Source organism: Streptomyces sp. NPDC050617, assembly GCF_040654795.1.
Lineage (GTDB): Bacteria > Actinomycetota > Actinomycetes > Streptomycetales > Streptomycetaceae > Streptomyces.
Map to the genome: position 1 here is coordinate 93,871 of NZ_JBFAIS010000012.1, position 18,427 is coordinate 112,297.

The 18,427-nt window shown below is 73.9% G+C and carries 18 protein-coding genes; 11 read left to right on the forward strand and 7 right to left on the reverse strand.

Annotated elements, in window-relative coordinates; translation table 11 throughout:
• Window positions 1-437 precede the first annotated feature (437 nt).
• A complete protein-coding gene (locus AB0I49_RS18320) occupies window positions 438-899 on the forward strand; it encodes an SRPBCC family protein (RefSeq protein ID WP_363227978.1) in 462 nt (153 codons plus the stop codon).
• 289 nt (window positions 900-1,188) lie between these two features.
• Window positions 1,189-1,653, forward strand: coding sequence for a TetR family transcriptional regulator (locus AB0I49_RS18325; protein WP_363227979.1), 465 nt, complete (start codon window positions 1,189-1,191; stop codon window positions 1,651-1,653).
• A 36-nt stretch (window positions 1,654-1,689) separates the two neighbouring features.
• On the opposite strand, the gene AB0I49_RS18330 is transcribed toward AB0I49_RS18325, so the two are convergent.
• Complete coding sequence (locus AB0I49_RS18330; RefSeq protein ID WP_363227980.1) at window positions 1,690-1,998, reverse strand: metalloregulator ArsR/SmtB family transcription factor; 309 nt, start codon at window positions 1,996-1,998, stop codon at window positions 1,690-1,692.
• 170 nt (window positions 1,999-2,168) lie between these two features.
• On the opposite strand from AB0I49_RS18330, the gene AB0I49_RS18335 reads away from it, so the two are divergent.
• Complete coding sequence (locus tag AB0I49_RS18335) at window positions 2,169-3,176, forward strand: zinc-binding dehydrogenase (protein WP_363227981.1); 1,008 nt, start codon at window positions 2,169-2,171, stop codon at window positions 3,174-3,176.
• Here AB0I49_RS18335 and AB0I49_RS18340 read toward each other — a convergent pair.
• Window positions 3,173-3,403: a hypothetical protein gene (locus AB0I49_RS18340; RefSeq protein ID WP_363227982.1), complete on the reverse strand. Its 231-nt coding sequence runs from the start codon at window positions 3,401-3,403 to the stop codon at window positions 3,173-3,175. The genes AB0I49_RS18335 and AB0I49_RS18340 overlap by 4 nt on opposite strands.
• Window positions 3,404-3,456: 53 nt before the next feature.
• On the opposite strand from AB0I49_RS18340, the gene AB0I49_RS18345 reads away from it, so the two are divergent.
• From AB0I49_RS18345 to AB0I49_RS18355, 3 genes are all read left to right on the forward strand, one after another.
• Window positions 3,457-3,588 (forward strand): hypothetical protein, encoded by a 132-nt coding sequence (locus tag AB0I49_RS18345; RefSeq protein WP_363227983.1) that lies wholly within the window; start codon window positions 3,457-3,459, stop codon window positions 3,586-3,588.
• Window positions 3,589-3,653: 65 nt separating this feature from the next.
• Window positions 3,654-4,196: a DUF1707 domain-containing protein gene (locus tag AB0I49_RS18350; protein ID WP_363227984.1), complete on the forward strand. Its 543-nt coding sequence runs from the start codon at window positions 3,654-3,656 to the stop codon at window positions 4,194-4,196.
• A gap of 139 nt (window positions 4,197-4,335) precedes the next feature.
• Window positions 4,336-5,070: a methyltransferase gene (locus AB0I49_RS18355; RefSeq protein ID WP_363227985.1), complete on the forward strand. Its 735-nt coding sequence runs from the start codon at window positions 4,336-4,338 to the stop codon at window positions 5,068-5,070.
• Window positions 5,071-5,103: 33 nt separating this feature from the next.
• On the opposite strand, the gene AB0I49_RS18360 is transcribed toward AB0I49_RS18355, so the two are convergent.
• The 4 genes from AB0I49_RS18360 to AB0I49_RS18375 all read right to left on the reverse strand — a co-directional run bounded on the left by AB0I49_RS18360 (window position 5,104) and on the right by AB0I49_RS18375 (window position 9,663).
• Window positions 5,104-6,417, reverse strand: a complete 1,314-nt coding sequence (locus AB0I49_RS18360; RefSeq protein WP_363227986.1) for a serine hydrolase domain-containing protein — start codon at window positions 6,415-6,417, stop codon at window positions 5,104-5,106.
• Window positions 6,418-6,612: 195 nt separating this feature from the next.
• Window positions 6,613-7,281: a response regulator transcription factor gene (locus AB0I49_RS18365; RefSeq protein WP_363227987.1), complete on the reverse strand. Its 669-nt coding sequence runs from the start codon at window positions 7,279-7,281 to the stop codon at window positions 6,613-6,615.
• 55 nt (window positions 7,282-7,336) lie between these two features.
• Window positions 7,337-8,536, reverse strand: a complete 1,200-nt coding sequence (locus AB0I49_RS18370; protein ID WP_363227988.1) for a histidine kinase — start codon at window positions 8,534-8,536, stop codon at window positions 7,337-7,339.
• Window positions 8,537-8,610: 74 nt separating this feature from the next.
• Window positions 8,611-9,663, reverse strand: a complete 1,053-nt coding sequence (locus tag AB0I49_RS18375) for a DUF3533 domain-containing protein (protein WP_363227989.1) — start codon at window positions 9,661-9,663, stop codon at window positions 8,611-8,613.
• A gap of 234 nt (window positions 9,664-9,897) precedes the next feature.
• Here AB0I49_RS18375 and dnaE point away from each other — a divergent pair, with 234 nt between their 5' ends.
• The 4 genes from dnaE to AB0I49_RS18395 all read left to right on the forward strand — a co-directional run bounded on the left by dnaE (window position 9,898) and on the right by AB0I49_RS18395 (window position 16,086).
• On the forward strand, window positions 9,898-13,485 hold the full coding sequence (gene dnaE, locus AB0I49_RS18380) for a DNA polymerase III subunit alpha (RefSeq protein ID WP_363227990.1): 3,588 nt from the start codon (window positions 9,898-9,900) through the stop codon (window positions 13,483-13,485).
• The gene (locus tag AB0I49_RS18385) at window positions 13,482-14,672 is read left to right on the forward strand and encodes a helix-hairpin-helix domain-containing protein (protein ID WP_363227991.1); all 1,191 of its coding nucleotides are present in this window, start codon (window positions 13,482-13,484) and stop codon (window positions 14,670-14,672) included. Before dnaE ends, AB0I49_RS18385 begins: the two co-directional genes overlap by 4 nt.
• Window positions 14,673-14,815: 143 nt before the next feature.
• On the forward strand, window positions 14,816-15,739 hold the full coding sequence (locus AB0I49_RS18390; protein WP_363227992.1) for an alpha/beta fold hydrolase: 924 nt from the start codon (window positions 14,816-14,818) through the stop codon (window positions 15,737-15,739).
• Between the two features lie 131 nt (window positions 15,740-15,870).
• Window positions 15,871-16,086, forward strand: a complete 216-nt coding sequence (locus AB0I49_RS18395; RefSeq protein ID WP_363227993.1) for a hypothetical protein — start codon at window positions 15,871-15,873, stop codon at window positions 16,084-16,086.
• A gap of 55 nt (window positions 16,087-16,141) precedes the next feature.
• Here AB0I49_RS18395 and AB0I49_RS18400 read toward each other — a convergent pair whose 3' ends face one another.
• Window positions 16,142-16,465: a nuclear transport factor 2 family protein gene (locus AB0I49_RS18400; protein WP_363227994.1), complete on the reverse strand. Its 324-nt coding sequence runs from the start codon at window positions 16,463-16,465 to the stop codon at window positions 16,142-16,144.
• A gap of 333 nt (window positions 16,466-16,798) precedes the next feature.
• Between AB0I49_RS18400 and AB0I49_RS18405 the strand changes: the two genes are divergently transcribed.
• Entirely contained in the window at window positions 16,799-18,421 is a 1,623-nt protein-coding gene (locus AB0I49_RS18405; RefSeq protein ID WP_363227995.1) for a carboxyl transferase domain-containing protein, read from the forward strand.
• The last annotated feature ends 6 nt before the right edge of the window (window positions 18,422-18,427 follow it).

Here is an 18,427-nt window from a genome sequence, read left to right on the forward strand (position 1 = left end):
GTCGGCAACGACGGGCAGGACGCCCGTAACGTGACCGCTTCGGCGGTGCGCCTGGCCGACTCCAGGCTATTGCGCCGACCCGACCACTCACGGTTCTCGTGGTGGCTGCGTCTGCACCTGGTGTGCACCCTCACGGCCTGCCGATCGCCTTCGCCCTGACGACCGCGATCCGGCATAGCCACAAGACCGCCGGCTCGACCATCCGCTCACCGACCGCCTACGGCCGCTGACCTCGGAATCGATCATCCATGCAGTGATCGTGAAGGTTTGAGGGGCGCTGGTAGGCAGCGACGGCGGCTTCGACGTGGGGTCGGTCAGGCGGCGGGTGACGGGCGGGGCAAGGGATTGTTTGACACTCCCGTTCGGGAGAGTTATACACTCTAACTAACGAGCTACCTTATCCCTAAGGTTCCGGTATCCAACACTAAGGAAGAGTCATGACCCGTTCCGAGCCCACCCCCAGCGGTATCGACGAGACCGCCCCGGTGATCTCCCGGCACAGCATTCGAATCGCCGCCTCCATCGAGCGGGTATGGCAGCTGCACACCGACGTTGACGCCTGGCCTCGCTGGCAGACCGACATCGAAACCGCCCGGATCGACGGTCCCGTGATGCCCGGCAGCACCTTCCACTGGACCAGCGCCGGCCTGTCCATCGGTTCCACCATCTACGCCGTCGAGGCCCCCGGGCGCATCCTGTGGGGCGGCACCGCCCACGGCATCGCCGCCATCCACGAGTGGCGTTTCGAGGCCGACGGCGACGGAACCCAGGTGCGCAACGAGGAGTCCTGGTCGGGCGACCCGGTCGATGCCGACACGGAGAACATGCGGAAGCTGCTCGGCCAGTCCCTCGACACCTGGCTCGAACGCCTCCGCCGCGCCGCGGAAGACCCTGCGTAGCTCCAGATGATCGATTTCGAGGCGATCGATGCCCGGTAGCCACGCGAGGCGGCTCAGCTCGGCGGCGGTCCGCCAGTCCTCCAGCGGGAAGGTGCGGGCCACTGGCGCAGAGAACCGGCCCTCGGACGCCAGGTTCGCGTATTCGCCGAGCACGTCGTTGCGCTGAGTGGTGTTGGTGTCGAAATAGCAGGGCTACGACCGCACGACAATCGCGCAGGTCGCGCAGGTCGCGCAGCGCGCCAACCTCGCCGGGCGGTCGTTCTGCCGATGGTTCGCCGACAAGCGTGAGGTGCTGTTCGGCGGCAGTGAGGGCCTCAAGAAGCATCTCGTCTCTGCGATCGACGCCCTTCCCGCGGACACTGGTGCGCTGCCGACGCTGCCGCCCTCACTCGCAACCGCGCCAGAGGTGTTCCGTCCCCGCGAGTTCCTGCGGGAGCGGTCTGCGGTCATTGCGGCCAATCCGCCGTCGCGAGAACGCGAACTGATCAAGCCGGCGTCCCTGTCCGACGCCCTCGCCGCCGCCCTGCTGCACCGCGGCTGCGGCCGGCAGGCGGCGCGGCCGGCCACCGATGTCGGCGTGGCCGTGCTCCGCTTGACCGCCGAATTGACCACCGAATTGACCACCGAACGGTGGATGGCCGACGAGCGAGCCGATTTCACCCAAGTGCTGTCGACCGGCGCGACGGACCTGCTTGTCGTCACCGCTGACGGCGTCCTGCCCAGTGGAGGCTCCGTCCCTGTTCAGGCGACCTGACATACGCGGCCGACGCCTGACTGCACGGTATTGGGTCTAGAACACGTCCCGCAGGGTCTCCAGCAGCCGGGCGATGTTCGCCTCGTCGCGGCGGTAGTAGGTCCACTTGCCCCGCCGGGTGGCGACCACCAGTCCCGCTTGCCGCAGTATCGCGAGGTACTGCGAGGTGGTCGACTGGCCCAGGCCCGCGCGCTGCTGGATGTCGGTCACGCAGACGCCGATCTCGACGTCCTCGGGCTCCTGGCCGGGGAAGCTCATCGGGTCCTTGAGCCACACCAGCATCTGGCGGCGGGCCGGGTTCGACAGGGCCCGGAACACTGTCAGCAACTCCGCCTCCGAGAACACGGGGTGATCGTAACGTACACGTATATCGGCAGGACGTATTGATGATTCGCGATATGACGATCTAAGGTTGCCGCATGCCTACCTCGATACCCCCGTCGATACCCCCGTCGATGTCTGCTTCGGCGCCTGCTTCGGCGCCTGCTCCGATGTCTGCTTCGGTGCCTACTGCGATGCGCGTGATGGAACTCGTCCGCTTCGGCGACGCCGACACCGCGTTCGCCGCCCGGGAACTGCCCAGGCCCACTCCCGGACCCGGCCAGGTGCTGGTGCGCGTGCTGGCCACCTCCGTGAACCCCCTCGACCTGCAGACCCGGCGCGGCGACTACCGCGACCAGGTGGCGCTGCCCGCGGTGATCGGCAACGACGTGTCCGGCGTGGTGGTCGGGACCGGCCCCGGGGCCGATGACTTCCAGCCGGGCGACGAGGTCTGGTACCTGGCGCCGGTGTTCGCCGGGCAGGGGACCTACGCCGAGTTCCACGTGGTCGACCAGGCCCTGGTCGCCCGTAAGCCCGCACGGCTGTCGCACGTCGAGGCCGCCGGTCTCGCGCTCGTGGGCGTGACGGTGTGGGAGGCCCTGGTTGAACGCGCCGGGGTACGGGCCGGGGAACGGGTCCTGGTGCACGGCGGGGCGGGCGGGGTCGGCTCGGCCGCCGTCCAGGTCGCCAAGGCGCTGGGGGCCGAGGTGGTCACCACCGCGCGGGCGAGGGACCACGAGTTCGTCACCGGGCTGGGGGCCGACACCGCGATCGACTTCTCGGCCGGCGACTATGTGCCGCAGGTCCGTGAGCTGGGCGGGGTGGACGTCGTGCTGGACACGGTGGGCGGGGACACCCTCACCCGCAGCCCGGAGGTCCTCGCCGACCGGGGTCGCGTCGTGTCCATCGTGGACATCCCCGAACCGCAGAACCTGCTCGCCGCGTGGGGCGTGAACGCGACTTACCACTTCCTCTTCGTCAGCCCCGGCCGGGCGAAGCTCGACGCCCTCGGCCGCCTGGTCGACGAGGGGAGACTCCGGCCGGTGATCGGCGCCGTGCTGCCGCTGGCCGACGTCGCGCAGGCGCACGCCCTGCTGGAGGGCGGCGCCACCGCCGGGGGGCGCCGACGCCCGCGCGGCAAGATCGCCATCGTCGTACGCCCCCAGGACGAGCCGCCGCACCGGACAGCGCCTTCGTCCTAGCGCGAGTTCTCCACCGGTTCGCCCGCGGCGGGGCGGGGCTCGGCCGCGTCGGCGCTGCGGAGGGCGCGGCGTTCGGCGCGGGCGAGCACGACGGTCGGGACGGCGGCGGCGATCGTGATCGCCGGCACCCATAGGAACGTCGTCCCGAATCCGCCGGCCTGCCCGGCGGGCGTGGGGTGGCGGCGGAGTCGGTGGGCGAGGACGACGGTGAGCACGGCGGTGAGCACGGCGGTGTCGATCCGCCTGGCGCACCCAGGTCCGCGTCCGCGCCGTCGTCCCGATGGCGGCCGACGGCGTCCCGGTCAACGCCACCGCCCGAGCGGTCGGCTACCGCAAACCCAGCGCGTTCATCGCCGCGTTCCGCCGGGCCACCGGCCAGACTTCCGGCGCCTATCTGCCCCAACTGCGGTAGTACGGCGGCCCGGCCGCCTTCCCTCGCGCTCCCGTGCGCGGGCGCGACGGCGATAGAGTGACAAGGTGACCGCCCTGCCGAACGACCGGCCGCCGCTGATCGGCGAAGACGACCGCGACACAGCCGTACGGCGCCTCCAAGAGGCGTACGCCGCGGGGCAGATCGCGCACGAGGACCTGGAAGCCCGTCTTCACCAGGTGCTCACTGCCACGACGCACGGCGAGTTCGTGTCGGCCCTGGACGCGATCCCGGAGGAGGACGCGGGCGCCACGTCCACGATCGCCGCCGGAGCCGGGCGGATCCGGCGGCGCGGCGCATGGCGGGTGCCGCGGACCCTCAAGGTCGAGTCCGCGTTCGCGAAGGTCCGGCTGGACCTGTCCCGGGCGGTCTTCGAGCATCCGGTGCTCGACATCGAGCTGCAGCTCGGCACCGGCAAGGCCGTGATCACGGTGCCGCGCGACGCCGTCGTGGACGTCGAGGGGCTGCGTACCGGATGGAAGGACTCCCACTACAAGCCCCGGCGGAACGCCCGCCCCGGCGGGCCGACGATCCGGATCTCCGGGGCCATGGGGTTCGGACGGCTGACGATCCGTCACGCGCGGCGCTGAGGACCGCGTTACGGCTGAGACCCGCGTTATGAGCCCCGCGTTACGGCTGAGGCCCGCGTTACGCACCCTACTTTCGTAGGGGGAGACGGCCGCACATCGGCCGAAGTGCCGACGCTCGCGGATTTCTAGCGTCGGATCCATGGATGACCAGACCACCACCCCGTACGAACGTGTCCTCGCGCGGCGCCACGCCGAGGGCTGGACGTTCCTCCTCGAAGCCGCCCGCGACCCGCGCACCACGGGCGCCGTCGCGCCCAGCGGCAAGGCCCTGGCCCGCGCGCTCACCGACCCGGTACGCGCCCGGGCGCCCCGCCCCCTCGCCGTACTGGAGGCGGGCGCGGGCACCGGAGCCGTCACCCGCGCCCTGATCCCCCGGCTGGCGCCGGGCAGCCGCCTCGACGTCGTCGACGCCAACCCGCGCTTCGCCGCCCGGCTGCGCCACCTCGTACGCACCCATCCGCGCCTGGCCGGCAGCCCCGAACAGGTCCGCGTCCACCAGAGCCTCGTGGAGGACCTGGACACCGGCCGACGCTACGACGTGATCGTCTCCGGCCTGCCGCTGACCAACTTCACTCCCCGCCAGGCCGAAACGGTCATGGACCGGTACCTGGAACTGCTCCACCCCGGCGGCACCCTGACCTACTTCGCCTACCTCGGCACCCGGCACGCGCGCGCCCTGTTCGCCACCCGCGCCGAGGCGCGCCGCCACCGGGCGGTGGAGGAGGTCATGGCCGGCTACCAGCGCCGGTACGCCACCGGCTGCCGGACGGTCCGGACCAACCTCCCCCCGGCCAGGGTCTGGCAGCTCAGGCGTCCGGCGCGGAGCCTTCCCGCGCCCCGCACCGGCCCCGCCCCCGCGGAAGCGGGCCGGTGACCGACGGCCCGGCCGCCGGCCCGCTCGGCCCGGTCACTTCGCCTTGTCGCCGGACGGCGCCGGCTTGCCCAGCATGGTGCAGGCCGCCGCGTTGACGAGGGCCTTGTCGGAGACCGCGGCCGACTTCTCCTTGATGCCGAAGTTCGTGCTCGTCAGGACCGCGACGCTGCGGCTGCCGCTCTCGTCGGTGTAGAACTCGCTGGAGTAGCCGGGCAGCCCGCCGGTGTGGCCCCAGACGGTGCCGCAGGGCGTGTCCACCTTCATCAGCCCCAGCCCGTATGCCTCGCCCTCCTCGGACGCGGCGACGGTGGTGCGCATCTGCTTCATCTGGGCCTCGGGCAGGAGCTTGCCGGACATGAGCGCGGTCTGGAAGCGCTCCCAGTCCTGCGCGGTGGAGACCATGCCGCCCGCGGCCCCGGCCCAGCTCGGATCGATGGCGTCGGTGTCCACGTTGCCCTTGGGTCGCTCGGGGCCCGCGAACCCGACGCCCTCGGGCAGGTCCACGGTCCCGGCGAGAAGCTGCCTCAGTCGCTCCGAGTCCGGCTCGTAACCGGTCACGTGCTGCTTGCCGGAGGGCCAGTCGGCGTTCTCGGCCAGGAACGAGTCCTTCATCTTCAGCGGCTTGAGGATCTTCTGCTCGATCAGCTCGCCCAGCTTCTTACCGGAAGCCTTCTCGACGATCAGCTGGAGCGCCGAGTAGTTGGCGTTGCTGTAGGAGTGCTTCTCGCCGGGCGCGGCCGGCGGGTCCTGCCGAGGGGTGATGGCGAGCAGTTCCTTCGGCTGCCAGGTGCGCGGCTTCTGGCCCGTGAGGGAGGGCAGGAACTGCGGCGTCAGCAGGAAATCGCCGAGCCCGCTGGTGTGGTTGAGCAGCATGCGGACGGTGATGTCCTTGCCGCCCTTGACCGTTCCGGGCAGCCACTTCTCCACCGGGTCGTTCAGGCCGATCTTGTGCTGGGCGACCAGTTGCAGGACGAGGGTGGCGGTGACCGTCTTGGTGTTGGACCCGACCCTGAACTGGTCGCCGGGGGCGATGCGGTGATCGGACTCCGTCCAGCCGGCCTGCCGCGCTATCTCCACGGGCTTGCCGCTGCCGTCGTCGACCCGGACGATCACGCCTACGGAGCCGCCGTCCGCAGCCTTCTGCGCGAGGTCGCCCAGCTGCTTGTCGGCCGCCGCCGCGTCCCGCTCGGCCGACACCTTTCCCTTTCCCTTCCCCGAACCCGAACCCGGGCCCTCGTCGTCGTCCGAGTCCGAACAGGCCGCGAGCCCCCCGGCCATGCCGGTCACCAGCGCCACCGTCAGCGCCCCGCGCAGAATCCGGCGGCGAGATGATGTGGTTACGGACATGGCGGTTCCCTTCGGCGCATGACAAGTGGTCTCGTGCGGCGAAGGCCCCGGATTCCTCCCCCTGCGGGGCTTCACGGCGGGCCCGCCGCACAACAACCATTCAGCCAGGGCTGGTCGCCCGGCACATCGCTCGTTGGCGCGGCCTCCCGTGCCCCCGGATCACTCGAAGGAGTGACGAGGGATGACAGGCCCCCGTCAGGCCAGCGTGTTCCGGGCCAGCACCGCCGCCTGTGCCCGGCTCTGGCAGCCGGTCTTCGCGAGCATGCGGCTCACATGCGTCTTCACCGTGTGCAGGCTGACCACGAGCCGGTCGGCTATCTCCGCGTTGCTCAGCCCGTCCCCGACCAGCCGCAGCACGCCGCGCTCCCGCTCGGTGAGGTCGCTCAGCCGGGCCAGGTCCTGATCGTCCGCCCCGCTCCGGGTGCTCAGATGCCCCTCGATGATCCGGCGGGTCACCGCCGGGCTCAGCGCGCTGTGTCCGGCCGCCGCCGCCCGTACCGCCCCCGTCAGTTCTTCGTACGAACTGTTCTTCAGCAGGAACCCCGCGGCCCCGTCGCCCAGCGCGTCGTCCACGTACTCGTCCAGGTCGAACGTCGTCAGCATGAGCACCTGGCTCCGCCCCGGCCCGAGCAGCCCCCGGCGGCCCAGTTCGGCCAGCGCCCACAGCCCGTTCCGGCGGGGCATGCGGATGTCGAGCAGCAGCACCTGCGGCCGCAGCCGCGCGCTCGCCTCGACGGCCTCCTCGCCGTCGCCCGCCGTGCCGACCACGGTGAGATCGGACTGGCTGTCCAGGATCGCGACCAGGCCGGCCCGGATGACCGGCTCGTCGTCCACGACGAGCACACTGATCTGCTGCTCGGACACCGGAGCTCTCCCACTTTCTTCAGGTATTTCAGGTATTTCAGGCGCACCGAGCGCTTCAGGCACCGGCGCTCTCCAACGGCATCGTGGCCACGACGCGGAAGCCGCCGTCGTCGGTCGGTTCGGCGCTGAGGTCGCCGCCCAGCGCGGACACCCGCTCCCGCATGCTGGTCAGACCGAGGCCGACCCCCGCGCCCGCCGTGCCGCGCCGCGCCGCGCGGGTGTTCACCACCTCGCACCGCAGCCGCCCGGCGGCGCTGTCCACGGTGAGCCGGACCGGGGCTCCCGGCGCGTGCCGACGGGCGTTGGCCAGCGATTCCTGTACGACGCGGTAGCCCGCCAGCTGCACCGCGCTCGGCAGCGACCCCAGCGCCGCCCCCACCCGCGCCTCGATCGTTCCGCCCGCGGCGCGGTGGCTGTCCAGCAGCGCCGCCAGCTCGCCGAGGCCCGGCATCGGCTGGAGCGGGGCCGCCTCCGCCGGGTCGCGCAGCATCCGCAGCAGGTCGCGCAGTTCGCCGCCGGTCTGCCGGCCCGCCGCCGCCAGCCCGTCGATCTGGGTACGGGCCCAGCCGGGCAGCTCGTCGCCGCGGGCGCGCAGGGTCTCCGCGTGCACGACGAGCAGGGTGAGCGAGTGCGCGACCACGTCGTGCATCTCGCGGGCGATCCGCGCCCGCTCCCGCTGGGTGGCCTGCGCCGCCTCCAGGCGCTGCGCGCGGTCCGCGTCGGCCACCCGCTGCTCGGCCGCGGCGAGCAGCGCCCGCCGGGTACGGGCGGCGAACCCCATCGCCCACGCCAGCGGCATCGGGGCCAGGGAGGCGAGGATGTCCAGACCGCCCTTGTACTCGCGGGCGCCGGCGGTCGTCCAGTTCACCAGCAGGCCGGCCGCGATCGCCACGATGCCGCCGGACATCGCCAGTCCGGTGCGTACCCAGCTCGTGCAGTAGCAGCCCAGGCCGTAGAACAGCACGGCGAGCGGCAGGAAGACCAGCGGGGTCAGCTTGGCGTCCTGGCTCGCCCCTCCGGCCGGCGCCACCACGAGCGCGGCCAGGCCCGCCGCGAAGGCGGTGGCGGGCAGCCGCCGCCGCAGCGCCAGGAGCACCGCGGTCACCGCTTCGTAACCGGCGAGCGCCGACCACGCCACTCCTGACGGGTCCACATACGGCTGGGACAGCAGCGGCGGCAGAACCGTCAGCGCGACCAGCCCGGCGTCGGCGCTCCACCTGGGCCACGCGCCCCGCGTACCGTCGACCGCTTTCATTCGAACAAGGCTGAGAGTCCGCGCACCGGCCTTCATCACTCCAAAGAGCGACTCCTGTTACTCGCGCCGCCCCGTCAGCGCGGCGGCTTCGCCGCGATCGCCGCGTCCGACGGCTTCTTGAACGCGGCGAACAGCAGGGTGACCACGGACCCCGCCACCGCCCAGGCCGAGAGCACCAGCAGCGGCCCCGTCACCGCGTTGCCCCGGAAGTACGCGATGGAGCGCGCCGTCCAGGTGCCCGCGCCCGGCGGCAGGGCGGGGCCGATGGCGCGCCAGAAGCCCGGCAGCAGCGGATAGGGGTACGCGCCGCCCGCGCTCGGGTTGCCCAGGACGACGATGACCGCGATGGCGAGGCCGATGCCGACGATGCCCGCCAGCCCCTGGAACGCCAGCGTGGTGGCCCCGACCGCGAAGACCACCAGGGCGCCCAGGCCCCACAGCCCGAGGATGGAGCCGGGCAGCGCTTCGAGGATCGGGCCCATGATGACCGCGCCGCCGATGCCGGAGGCGATCGAGTAGAGCGCGAGCGTGCCGAGCCGGATGACCGCGCGCTGTGGATTGGCGGGCCGGGCCCCGGCGCTGATCGCGAGGATCGCCGCACACAGATAGCCGCCCACGCACCACCCCACCACCAGGTAGAACGCGGACAGCCCGCGGGCGTCGCCCTTGGCGACCGGCGCGATGTCCTGGGTCTTCACGGTGCGCTGCTGGGACTTCTCGGCGGCGGTGACGACCCGTTCGACGGCCTGGGAGAGCGAGGCGCCGCCGCCGCTCGCGACGAGCAGCCGGTCGGTGCTGCCGCGCGGGTCGACGATCAGCGCCGCGTCGATGTCCCGCTCGCGGATCTGCCGTACGGCCTTGGCCTCGTCCGAGGCGGCGCGCGGGTCGAGGGGGTCGCCCGGCAGCTTGTCGAGTTTGCCCATCAGCTGCCCGCGGACCTGTTCCGGGGCGACGACGGCGAGCGCGATGTTCTTGGGCTTGGGGCTGTGGAAGGCGCCCACGTAGGAGGCGATGAACGCGAGCTGGAGCGCCAGCACGCCGATCACCAGCACGGCGGCGCGGGTGCTGACCGCGCTCTTGACCTCCCTGGCGAAGGAGGGGCGGGTGCCGGGGTCTGTGGTGGCCATGGGCCGCTCCTCGCCGTGATGGGTGGGCTTTCTGCCCCCATATGGTGCGCACAAAAGCGGGCATTCCGCAGTGTGAACGGCTCGAAGAGGTGAGGGTGGGGCCTGCTCGTACGGATGATGTTCGTTCGTACGAGTGTTCGACGTAGGGGTTATGGTGAAGGAAGAGATGGAGGCGTCGGGGCCGTCAGGGGGTGGGTTGGTCTTCGGGTATCGAGTAGCGAGTGGGAGGTGCGGATGCCGGCTCTTCAGGTTCCCCCTGGCTTCACGCATCTGCACACCGCCTCCGGATTCTCGACGCGGTACGGCGCGGTGCACCCGGAGCGGCTCGCCGAGCGCGCCGCCGAGCGGGGCATGGACGCGATCGCGCTGACCGACCGGGACAGCCTCGCCGGGGCCGTACGGTTCGCGAAGGCGAGCGCACGGGCCGGGGTGCGGCCGCTCTTCGGCGCCGACCTGGCCGTACGGGAACGGGCCGAGCCCCAGGGCCGCCACGGCACGGTGCGGCGGCGCGCCCCCGTGCGGGGCGGCGCGTTCATCGACGAGTCGACGCCCCGCGCGGTCTTCCTCGCCCGCGACGGCGCGGCCGGCTGGGCCGCCCTGTGCGGGCTGGTCTCGGCCGCCCACGCGGACACGATCCGCACGGGCGGGACCGACCCGCTGGGCACGGCCCCCGTCCGCCCCGACCCCGCCCGGCGGCCCCGGCTCCGCTGGGAGGACCTGGAGGGCGCCGCCGCCGGCGCGCTCGCCCCGCTGACCGTGCTGCTCGGCCCCGATTCCGAGATCGGCCGGGCGCTCGCCGCCGGTCGGCCCGACCGCGCCGCCCGGCTGCTGGCCCCCTGGCGCGAGCTCTTCGGCGACGCCCTGCGGCTGGCCGCCGTATGGCACGGCCGGCAGGGCACCGGACCGGGCTCGCTGCGGCTCGCCGCCCGCACCGTCGGCTTCGCCGCCGACCAGGGCGTACGGGCCGTGCTGACCAACTCCACGCGCTACGCCGACCCCGGCCAGGGCCCGGTCGCCGACGTCCTGGACTCCGCGCGGCGGCTGGTGCCGATCGACCCGCGCAGACCCGAGCTCCTCGACAGCGGCGAGCGCTGGCTCAAGGACGCACGGGACATGGCGGCCGTCGCGGAGCGGATCACCGAGGCCGCCGGGCAGGGGCGGGGCGCCGCGCGGCGGCTGCTGGCCGAGACCGCCCGCACCGCCGCCGAGTGCGTGGTCGACCCCGAGGACCACCTGGGCCTCGGCCAGGTCCACTTCCCCGAGCCGCGCCTCGTCGGCGCGGAGCGGCGCACCGCCGCCCGCGTGCTGCGCTCGCGGTGCGCGGCGGGCCTGGTGCTGCGCCGGTACGACCGCGACCGCCGGTACTGGGACCGGCTCGCCGACGAGCTGCGCGTCATCGAGCACCACGGCTTCGCCTCGTACTTCCTCACCGTCGCCCAGGTCGTCGACGACACCCGCGCGCTCGGCGTCCGCGTCGCCGCGCGCGGCTCGGGCGCCGGGTCGCTCGTCAACCACCTGCTGGGCATCGCCCACGCGGACCCCGTCGAACAGGGGCTCCTGATGGAGCGCTTCCTCTCCGTCCGGCGGGCCGTGCTGCCCGACATCGACATCGACGTCGAGTCCGCGCGCCGCCTCGACGTCTACCGCGCGATATTCGACCGCTTCGGCGCGGAGCGGGTGGCGACCGTCGCCATGCCCGAGACCTACCGGGTGCGCCACGCCGTACGGGACGTGGGCGCGGCGCTGGGCATGGACCCCGCCCTCACCGACCGGCTCGCCAAGTCCTTCCCGCACATCCGGGCCAGGGACGCCCGCACCGCGCTGGCGGAGCTGCCGGAGCTGCGCGGCGTGGACCCCGACGGCACGAAGCACGGGCGGCTGTGGGAACTGGTGGAGGCGCTGGACGCGCTGCCGCGCGGCGTCGCCATGCACCCGTGCGGGGTGCTGCTCTCGGACGCCACGCTGCGCGCCCGCACGCCCACCGTGCCCACCAGCGGCGAGGGGTTCCCGATGGCCCAGTTCGACAAGGACGACGTCGAGGACCTCGGGCTGCTCAAGCTCGACGTGCTGGGCGTGCGGATGCAGTCGGCGATGGCGCACGCGGTGGGGGAGATCGAGCGGGCCACGGGGGAGCGGGTGGACCTCGACGACCCGGCGCGGGTGGCGCCCGGTGACCCCAGGACGTACGAGCTGATCCGGACCGCCGAGACGCTCGGCTGCTTCCAGATCGAGTCGCCGGGCCAGCGGGATTTGGTGGGGCGGCTCCAGCCCTCGACCTTTCACGACCTCGTGGTCGACATATCGCTTTTCCGGCCGGGCCCGGTCGCCGCCGACATGGTGCGCCCCTTCATCGAGGCCCGGCACGGCCGGGCGCCGGTCCGCTATCCGCACCCGGACCTGGAGGGACCGCTGCGCGACACATACGGCGTGGTCGTCTTCCACGAGCAGATCATCGAGATCCTGGCGATCATGACCGGCTGCGACCGGTCGCTGGCCGAGGAGGCGCGGCGCGCGCTGTCGGACCCCGAGCGGCAGGGGCGGGTACGGGCCTGGTTCGAGCGGGAGACCGGCCGGCGGGGGTACACGCCGGAGGTCGTCCGCCGTACCTGGGGGATCGTCGAGGCGTTCGGCAGCTACGGCTTCTGCAAGGCGCACGCCGTCGCCTTCGCCGTGCCGACCTACCAGTCGGCCTGGCTCAAGGCGCACTACCCGGCGGCCTTCTACGCCGGGCTGCTCACGCACGACCCGGGGATGTACCCGAAGCGGCTGCTGCTCGCGGACGCGCGGCGGCGGGGGGTGCCGATCCTGCCGCTGGACGTGAACCGGTCGGCGGCCGCCTATGGAATCGAACTGGTGTCTGGTTCGGAAGGTCCGAAAGGTTCGAAAGGCGGACCGGGCGGCGTCTTCGGAGTGCGGCTGGCCCTCGGCGACGTGCACGGCATCAGCGAGGCGGCCACCGACCGGATCGCGGCCGGCCGCCCGTACGCCTCGCTCCAGGACCTGTGGCGGCGCGCCCGCCCCGGCCGCCCCGTCGCCGAACGGCTCGCCCAGGTCGGCGCGTTGGACGCCTTCGGCCCCAACCGCCGCGACCTGCTGCTGCACATCGCCGAACTCCACCGCGGGCAGCGCGGCGCCGACCCCCGGGAACGGCAGCTCCCGCTCGACGGCGGCACGCTCGCCGAACCCGCGGGCCTGCCCGACCTCGACGCGGACGAACGGCTCGGCGCGGAACTGGGCGTCCTCGGCATGGACGCCTCCCGCCACCTCATGGACGACCACCGGCAGTTCCTGGCCGAACTGGGCGCCGTGCCCGCGAAACGGCTGCGCGACGCACGGCACGGCGAGACCGTGCTGGTCGCCGGGGCCAAGGCCGCCACCCAGACCCCGCCGATCCGCTCGGGCCGGCGCGTCATCTTCACCACCCTCGACGACGGCAGCGGCCTGGTCGACTGCGCCTTCTTCGACGACAGCCACGCCGCGTGCGCGCACACCGTCTTCCACTCCTGGCTACTGCTCGTACGCGGCGTGGTGCAGCGCCGCGGCCCCCGCAGCCTCAGCGTCGTCGGCGCCGCGGCCTGGAACCTCGCCGACCTCACCGCGCTGCGCCGGGAAGGGGGCCTGGAGGCGGTCACCGCGCTGCTCGCGGCGGAACCGGGGGAGTCCGCCGCCTCCGGAGCCGATTCCGCCGCCTCGGAGACCGACCGCCGCATCCAGCTGCCCACCGGGTACGAGCTGCACCCCTGGGCCGACCTCCGGCCGGCCGGCGACCGCGCCGCCACCGGCCGCAAGCTGTGGCACGCGAGCCCGGGGAGCGCGGGATGACGGGCCGCGGGGCGGCGGACGAGGCCCGTACGGGCGCGGGCGCGGCGACGTACCGGGAGGTCTGGGGCGAGCTGGCGGCGCGCCCGGAACCGGAGGGCGAACGGCCGCACGAGGAGAGGGAGTCCGGGCCCGGCGGCACCGTATCGCCCGCCGCCGACGAAACCGCGCCGCACGTCCTGTACGCGCACTTCCACCGCCGCGCGCCCCGCGGCACCGGCGGCCCCGGCGCCCGGCCGGTCGCCCTCGGCGAGGAGAGTTACGGCGGGCTGCTCGCGATGCTGGCGGAGTTCTCGCCCGTGGTCGAGGCGCTGCCGCCCGACGCCGCGCTCGTCGATGTGCGGGGCGCCCGGCGGTACTTCGGGCGGGACGCCGTCGGACTCGCCGACCTCATCCGGCTCCGGGCGCTGGCGCTGCACGGGGTCGACTGCACGGTCGGGGCGGCGGCGAACCCGATGCTGGCGCGGATGGCCGCACAGGACGGCCCGCCCGGCGCGGTGCGCACCCTGGCCGACGACCCGGCCGAGGTCGCGGCCTTCCTCGCCCGGAAGCCCGCCGCGGCGCTGCACGGAGTGGGGCCGGCCACCGCCCGCACCCTGTGCGCGTACGGGCTCGACAGTGTCGGCCGGATCGCGGCCGCGCCGCCGGCCACCCTGCAGCGGATCCTCGGCGCGAGCGCCGGCCGCCGGATCCACGAGCGGGCGCGCGGCATCGACCCGACGCCCGTCACGCCGAACGCGCCCGCCCGCTCGCTCTCCGCCGAACACCGCTTCGGCGGCGACGAGCTGGACCCCGGCCGCAGGCGCCGCGCGCTGCTCACGCTCGCCGACGGGCTCGGCTCCCGGCTGCGCACGAGCGGGCAGACCGCCCGCGGCCTCGCGCTGACCGTGCGCTACGCGGACGGCTCCACGACCGTACGGGCCAGGGCCTTCGAGGAGCCGACCGCGCACACCCCGGCGCTGACCGCCGCCGCGTACGCGCTGCACGCGGCGCTCGGCCTGGAACGGGCCCGGGTGCGGGCGGTGGCGCTGCGGGCGGAGGACCTGCGGGACGCCGACCGGACCGCGCGCCAGCTGACGTTCGACCCCGCCGACGACAAGGCGCGCCGCGCCTGGGCGGCCGTGGACCGGGCGCGGGCCCGCTTCGGCGCGGCGGCGGTCGGGCCCGCCGCGCTCCTGGACGTGGCGTGAGGGCTCCGTGCCTCTTTCTTCACCGGCGCACGGCTGGCCACCTTCCTTACCCGTGAGTACTTTGACGTGCACTCGGCAAATCTGTGGTCCGGACCGCAGCGTGAACCCCCGTCGCAACCTCCCACCACCTGCGAGGAGTCCACATGAAGCTGTCCCTGGGGCGCGCCCGCGGGCCACTGACCGCGCTCGCCCTGGCGCTGACCGCGCTCACCGCGTCCGTGGCGCCGGCCGCCGCGTCCGCCGCGCCGTCCGCCGCGCCGCCAGCCGTGCCGTCCGCCGCGTCGGCTGCCGCTGAGGGGGCCCGTACCACCGCCGTCAGCCGCGGCTGGAACGACTACTCCTGCAAGCCCTCCGCCGCCCACCCCCGCCCCGTCGTCCTCGTACACGGCACGCTCGGCAACTCCGTCGACAACTGGCTCGGCCTCGCCCCCTACCTCGTGGCGCGCGGCTACTGCGTCTTCTCCTTCGACTACGGGCAGCTGCCCGGCGTCCCGCTCTTCCACGGCCTCGGCCCGATCGCGGACTCCGCGAAGCAGCTGTCCGCGTACGTGGACAGGGTGCTGGCCGCCACCGGCAGACCCAAGGCCGACCTGGTCGGGCACTCGCAGGGCGGCATGATGCCCCGTCAGTACCTGAAGTTCCTGGGCGGCGCGGCCAAGGTCGGCGCGCTCGTCGGCATCGCCCCCGACAACCACGGCACGACGCTCAGCGGCCTCACCAAGCTGCTGAACTACTTCCCGGGCGCGGCCGACGCGATCGGTCACTTCACCCCCGGCCTCACCGACCAGGTCGCCGGGTCCGCCTTCCTCAACCGCCTGAACGCGGGCGGCGACACCGTGCCGGGCGTGCGCTACACCGTCATCGCGAGCAAGTACGACGAGGTCGTCACGCCGTACCGCTCGCAGTTCCTCAGCGGTCCGGACGTCCGCAACGTCCTGCTCCAGGACCTGTGCCCGGTCGACCTGTCCGAACACCTCGCGATCGGCCTCACGGACCGGCTGGCCTTCCACGAGACGGCCAACGCCCTCGACCCGGCCCACGCGACGCCGACCACCTGCTTCTCCTGAGGTCACGGCAGAGGGATGGTTTCTGCCGGCCGTCTCGCTCGTTGAGCCCTAGCTGATCTTGTTCAGCGAGATCTGCGAGATCTGCGAGATCAGCGGGACACGAGATATACGAGACGACAGAGGAGAACACCATGCGCAGAATGAGTGCCGCCCTGGCCCTGGCCATCGCCGTCGGCGGGCTCGGCGCGTCGGCCGCGGCCGCCCAGGCCGCCGCCCCGCAGGGACCGCCGTTCCCCTACGCGGACTGCCTCAAGGCGACCGCGAAGAAGGGCGAGAGCCCGGCGCACGCGAAGTGGCACTGCGACCAGCTGGTGAAGAAGGGCTGGGTCAAGCCGCCGAACCGCTGACCTGCCCGCGCTCCGGGGCCGTCCCGCTTTCGCGGGGCGGCCCCGGCCGTCGTCGTCACGCCTGCCCGGTCTCGAAGCGGCTGACCTTGCCGTCCTCGACGGTGAACACCCAGCGCGTGCGCATCGCGCCCCACGTGTCGTTGCTGTAGAGCGCGGTCAGCGAGCGCCCGCCGTCCGCCTCGGACTCCACCTCCATGCGGCCGTTCGAGGAGAAGATCTCCCGGTCCGCCCACTCGCCCAGGGCGCGGTCGGTGCCGTCGTCGGACATGGTCGCGCCGGGGGCGAGCGCCGCCCGGAAGGCCTGCTGGTCGTTGGCGTTGAGGGCGGTGACGAAGGCTCGTACGGCAGGGTCGGACAGGCTGTCGGCGGCGATGCTCACGGAAGACCCTTTCGCTGGCGCGGACGCGCGGCGGTTCCCCGAGGCTCTTCAGACTCACACCGGGCCGGTGGCCCCGCAACCGCGTACCGGGCACGGGCCCGGCCACGGGTCCCGCACCGCGGGCGCACGGCGTTCCGGCTGCCGCCGGGGACCGACCCGCGGTGGCGGGATTTCTGGCTCGCCGCCGCCGCCGACTCCGACCCCGGCTCCGGCGGCGCGGACGCAGATGCGGACGCGCCGGTGGTGAGCACGGTGGGCGAGTGCCTGCACGCCGTCGCGCGACCGCGACCCCGCGGGCCGTCGGTCCCGTACGGCGCGTGGCAGGGTGATCCCATGACCGCACCGAGCCCCCGAACGCCCGCGCTGGAACTGATCGAAGCCGTCGTGGACCCCGGCAGCTGGCGCTGCTGGGACGAGCCGGCCGGGGCGCTCGCCGATACGCCGGACCCCGGCTACCGCGCGGATCTGCTCGCCGCGCGCGAGCGCACCGGCCTGGACGAGTCCGTGATCACCGGCGAGGGGCGGCTGCGCGGGCGCCGAGTGGCGGTCGTCGCCTGTGAGTTCCGCTTCCTGGCCGGTTCCATCGGCGTGGCGGCGGGGGAGCGGCTCGTACGGGCCGTAGAGCGCGCCACGGAACTCCGGCTGCCGCTGCTGGCCGCCCCGGCGTCCGGGGGCACGCGCATGCAGGAGGGCACCGTCGCCTTCCTCCAGATGGTCAAGGTCGCCGCCGCGATCACCGACCACAAGGGCGCCGGACTCCCGTACCTCGTCTACCTCCGCCACCCGACGACGGGCGGCGTCCTGGCCTCCTGGGGCTCCCTCGGCCACCTCACCGCCGCCGAACCCGGCGCCCTCATCGGCTTCCTGGGCCCCCGCGTCCACGAGGCCCTCTACGGCGAGCAGTTCCCGCCGGGCGTCCAGGTCGCGGAACACCTGCTGGCCCACGGCCTCATCGACGCCGTGCTCCCCGCGGGAGAGCTGGGGGCCGTCGCGGCGCGGGCGCTGGACGTCCTGTGCGCGGACGGGGCGCGGGACGGCGCCGCGGCGGGGGAGGCCACCGAGTCAGGCGCTCGGCCGGGAGACCCGGCCGGCGCTGCGGGCGAGCCGCTTGACGCTGCGGGCGAGCCGCCCTCCGCCGCCGGGCCGCCCTCTGCCGCCGAGCCGCTGACCATCGCCGGGCCGCCCTCCGCCGCCGAGTCGATTCGGCGGTCGCGGCTGCCGGAACGGATCGGCGTACGCGAGCTGTTGGACGCCGTCGCCGCCGAGGTGACGCCGCTCAGCGGCACAGGGGCGGGGGAGCGGGACCCCGGGCTGCTGCTCGCGCTCGCGCGGGTGGGGTCCGTGCCGTGCGTGGTGCTCGGGCACGACCGCGGCAGCCGGCGCGCGGGCGGGGCGCCCGCCGGGCAGGCGCTCGGGCCCGCCGGGCTGCGGGCCGCGCGGCGCGGCATGCGGATCGCCGCCGAACTCGACCTGCCGCTGCTGACCGTCATCGACACGGCGGGGGCCGCGCTGTCCCGCGAGGCCGAGGAAGGCGGGCTGGCCGGGGAGATCGCGCGGTCGCTCGCCGACCTGGTGACGCTGCCCGCGCCGACGCTGTGCCTGCTGCTGGGGCAGGGCGCCGGCGGCGCCGCGCTGGCGCTGCTGCCCGCCGACCGGGTCGTGGCCGCCCGCCACGCCTGGCTGTCGCCGCTGCCGCCCGAGGGCGCGTCGGCCATCCTCCACCGGACCACGGAACGGGCGTACGAGGTCGCCGCCCGGCAGGGCGTGCGCTCCGCCGACCTCCTCGCGAGCGGCATCGTGGACCGCGTGGTGGAGGAGGACGGCGAGGCGGGCGGCGCCTTCACCGACCGGCTCGGCGCCGTTCTCGCGGGCGAGTTGGCCGCTCTGCGTGCGCGGGAGCGCGGCGAACGGCTCGCCGCCAGGCGGGCCCGGTATCGGCGCGTGGGGCTGGCATAGGCCGGA